Annotated in this window: 5 protein-coding genes; all 5 read right to left on the bottom strand. The window is 70.6% G+C overall.

The window, feature by feature from the left end; translation table 11 throughout:
* Positions 1-467: 30S ribosomal protein S7 (gene rpsG, locus ABD161_RS12545; RefSeq protein WP_344003421.1), on the bottom strand; the 467-nt coding region annotated here is incomplete at its 3' end.
* Positions 468-472: 5 nt separating this feature from the next.
* On the bottom strand, positions 473-841 hold the full coding sequence (gene rpsL, locus ABD161_RS12540) for a 30S ribosomal protein S12 (RefSeq protein ID WP_018187369.1): 369 nt from the start codon (positions 839-841) through the stop codon (positions 473-475).
* 293 nt (positions 842-1,134) lie between these two features.
* The gene (locus ABD161_RS12535) at positions 1,135-1,800 is read right to left on the bottom strand and encodes a spermidine/putrescine ABC transporter substrate-binding protein (RefSeq protein ID WP_344003418.1); all 666 of its coding nucleotides are present in this window, start codon (positions 1,798-1,800) and stop codon (positions 1,135-1,137) included.
* A gap of 180 nt (positions 1,801-1,980) precedes the next feature.
* Positions 1,981-2,394 (bottom strand): hypothetical protein, encoded by a 414-nt coding sequence (locus tag ABD161_RS12530; RefSeq protein WP_344003415.1) that lies wholly within the window; start codon positions 2,392-2,394, stop codon positions 1,981-1,983.
* An 86-nt stretch (positions 2,395-2,480) separates the two neighbouring features.
* Positions 2,481-3,581, bottom strand: coding sequence for an SLC5/6 family protein (locus ABD161_RS12525; RefSeq protein WP_344003412.1), 1,101 nt, complete (start codon positions 3,579-3,581; stop codon positions 2,481-2,483).
* Positions 3,582-3,905 lie beyond the last annotated feature (324 nt).

Here is a 3,905-nt window from a genome sequence, read left to right as displayed (position 1 = left end):
CAGCGGTAGTGCGCGAAGGCCTTGTTCGACTCGGCCATCTTGTGCGTGTCCTCACGGCGCTTGACCGCGGCACCGAGGCCGTTCGAGGCGTCGAGGATCTCGTTCATCAGACGCTCGGTCATCGTCTTCTCACGACGGCCCTTCGCGTAGCTGACGAGCCAGCGCAGCGCGAGCGTGTTCGCGCGGTGCGGCTTGACCTCGACCGGCACCTGGTAGGTCGAGCCACCGACGCGGCGGCTGCGGACCTCGAGGGTCGGGCGGACGTTGTCGAGCGCCTTCTTGAGCGTCGCGACGGCGTCCTGGCCGTTCTTCGCCTCAACACCCTGGAGGGCGGTGTAGACGATGCTCTCGGCGATCGACTTCTTGCCGTCGACGAGGATCTTGTTCACGAGCTGCGTGACGATCGGAGCGCCGTAGACCGGGTCGTTGACGACGGGGCGCTTGGGCGCGGGTCCCTTACGAGGCATCTGACTCAGCCCTTCTTCGCGCCGTAGCGGCTGCGAGCCTGCTTACGGTTCTTGACAGCCTGGGTGTCGAGTGCACCGCGGACGATCTTGTAGCGGACACCGGGGAGGTCCTTCACACGACCACCGCGGACCAGCACGAGCGAGTGCTCCTGCAGGTTGTGGCCCTCGCCGGGGATGTAGGCGGTGACCTCGGTGCCGTTGCGGAGCTTCACACGAGCGACCTTGCGCATGGCCGAGTTCGGCTTCTTGGGCGTGGTCGTGTACACGCGGGTGCAGACACCCGCCTGCTGCGGGTTCGCCTTAAGAGCGGGCGCCTTGGTCTTGGTGACCTTGGGCGACCGGCCCTTGCGAACCAGCTGCTGAATAGTAGGCACTGGTTTCCTTCTCTTCTTGTGCTGCACGGTGACAGCGGTGGATTCCCCCGCCCCGCGACGTGTTGCTCGGTGTTGCGGTGCGGGTTTCACGATGACCCACCCGGGCGGCAGAATGTGCCGAACGTTTGATGTGGTGGGTATGCCGTGGGGGTGACCTGTTCGCAGGTCATTCCCTGATCGTGTCGGACGCGGCGCACGCAAGCGGGCGCGCGTGTACGCACACGAAATCATGATAGCGCATCCGGCCGCGTACGGCGTGTCGTGCCCGCTTCCGCACGCGCGCGGTGCAAGCGCTACAGCCCGAGCCCGTCCCCGGCATCGCGCGGATCGAACGGAGCATCCAGCGCCTGCGACAGCTCCTCCAGCATCGCGGCCACCTGGGGCTCGACGTACTCGACGATCGCCGCGTGGATCCGCAGCCGGTGATGGAGCAGGATGCCGCACACCTCGCGTCCGATGAGGTTCGCGTACTCGTCGGCGAGAGCGACCTCGCGACGCAGCGCGATCTTCGCGTCCTCGCTGAGCGGCGGCAGGCTCGGCACCTGCGCCTCCTCCTCGTTCGCGAGGCCCGACAGGGTGAACAGGAACGGCTGGCCCGGGATCGGATCCGGATCCAGCGGCAGCCCCTCGAACTCCGGTGCGAGCCCCTCGGCCGGCCGGTAGCCCCTGGCGCGGTTTCGGGCTGCCTGCTGGTCGAGCTCGGTCTGCAGCAGCGGCAGGTTGCGCGAGGTGTACTCGGCGACCGCGTGGTCGACGATCGTCTTCACGCGCGTCGACAGCCCGTGCTGCACACCGTGCGGCACATCCGATCCGAGACCGGCGGCCGACAGGATGGGCGACCCGAGACAGCGGCGGCACGGAGCGACGCGGCCGCGGTGGGTCGCCGGCTCCCAGCGGGGCACCCAGCGCAGCCAGGCGTCCACCGCCTGGCTCACCTGCGTCTCCAGCGAACGCTCCACGAGAACAGCGTAGGGCTGGGAACCCCGATTGGTCGTTGAGCGACACTTCGACTCGCTTCGCTCGCTCAGTGCGGGTCTCCGCGAGTCGAAACGCGGTGGGACCACGGCCGACGGCTTCGACTCCTCGCTGGCGCTCGTCGATCACCCCGTTTCGACGTCGCTCAACGACCGGTGGGGGGCCTACTCGTCGTCGTCCTCGCGCTCCCAGGGCCACTGGGGGCGGTGGGCCGCCGTGCGGCGCACCGCGATCGCGGCCCATCCGGCGACGGCCGCCGCGCCCGCGACGACGGCGGACGTCCAGCTTGTCGCCGCCTCCCCCACCGCGGCGGTCGCCGCGGCGAGGTCGGCGCCGAACACCAGCGCCAGGATCCACAGGGCCGCCAGGTGCACAAGCGCCGAGACAAGCGCCACGGGGATCACCGCGGTGTAGCGGGGCCGATCCGCACGCAGGGCAGGCCACAGCGCGCCGGCGAACGCGAGGGCGGCGGCTCCGAACGCGAGCGGGCCGGGAACCGGACCGAGCCCCGGGGTGTCGATCACGTCCCGATCCGTCGCCAGGCTGAGCATGCCGGACCCGAACACGATCAGCGCCACGTCGCCCGCCAGCGCGAACGCCAGGAGCGCCGCGGGAGGAAACCTCCCGGGCGCTCCCGGTGATGTCTGCGTGTTCGCGGCGTGCCTCAGGCCGAGAGCTTCGGGCCGGCCTCGAGCGTGCGCTCGTACTCGGCCTGCGCCTCGGCGTTGCGCTCCGTGACGCGCGCGCCGCGGCGAGCGGCCCACGCGCCGAACCAGATGGTGATCTCGCGGGCGAAGACGAACGCCGCGATCGCGAGGGGCGACAGCAGCTGCCTGCCGACCTCCTCGAAGCCCTGGCTCGCGGTCAGCGCCCAGAACGGGGCGTCGACGAGGGCGCCGAGGATGTGACCGATGTAGGCGATGATCGCGACGAAGACGCCGAGAAGCACCCACGCGGCCCAGCGCGCACGGTTCACGAGCGCGCCCAGCAGCCAGAAACCGAGGAAGAAGACGACCACGGTCGTCCAGAAGCCGAGCGAGGTCACCGTGCTCAGCGAGGCGTCGGCGATGTTGTCGAGCGTGACCTCGCCGTTCAGCGCGCCGAAGCCGAGCTTCGCGGCGAAGTACAGGATGGCGAAGACCAGCGCGGCGACGAGGCCGATGCCCGCGGCGGCGGCACGGTTGCCGCGCATCCGCGGCGGCTCGGGGGCCTGCACGAAGATCGGCAGCTGCTGCTGCACGGGCTGGGCGGCGGGAGCCGACGTCTCCGGCGCGGTGGGCTCGCTGGCGGTGACCGCCGGGGCCGTGGGGGCGTCGTAGGCGTCGCTCGCGGTGAAGGTCTGGGTCTTGTCGGCCGGCTCGAACCACGGGTCGGGCTTGTGCTCGGCGTCGGCCGATCGGGTCGTCACCGTCGTGCTCGCGCCGCGCGACTCGAGGTCGTCGAGGTCGGCCGCGAGGGCGGCGTAGTCCGGCTCCTCGTGCTGGGGCTGCTCGTCCTGCGACGGCGCGGGGGTCGACTCGACGGGCTCGGCGACCGGCTCGTCGGCGGCCGGCTTCGCGATGGGGGCGTCATCCTGCGGCGTGGCGACGATCTCGGTCGCGCCGGTGTTCGTGCGCGCCTCGCGGCGGCTCGCGGGGATGTCCCCCGTGTCGCCGGCGACAGGCTCGTGAGTATCGGGCTCCGCGGGGGCGGGAACGCGGTCGACGTCACCCTCGATGGGCTCGCCGTCGCGAGGCTCGCTGCCCGGTCCCTTGGCGTCACTCATCCGAAGCACTCCTCACGCAGAGGTCCCTCCCCTGCCTGCCAGACAGTACCCCGAGACGCCCGCCGAGCGGCGGAGCCTCGCCGCGGACCCCGTCGGTCGTTGAGCGAGCGAAGCGAGTCGAAACGGTGGAAACGACCCCCGGCAGAGTTCGGGGCGTTTCGACTCCTCGCTTCGCTCGTCGCTCAACGAACAAGGGGGGTCGGTCGTTGAGCGAGCGAAGCGAGTCGAAACGGTGGAGACGACCCGCGGCAGAGTTCGGGGCGACGGTCCTATAGTTCGTCAAGCCCGGAGTAGGTCGGTTCTGAGGGCGTGGAAGACTTCGCG

Origin of the sequence: Microbacterium paludicola (genome assembly GCF_039529675.1) — a bacterium.
GTDB lineage: Bacteria > Actinomycetota > Actinomycetes > Actinomycetales > Microbacteriaceae > Microbacterium > Microbacterium paludicola.
This window is presented reverse-complemented; position numbering and strand designations above follow the sequence as displayed.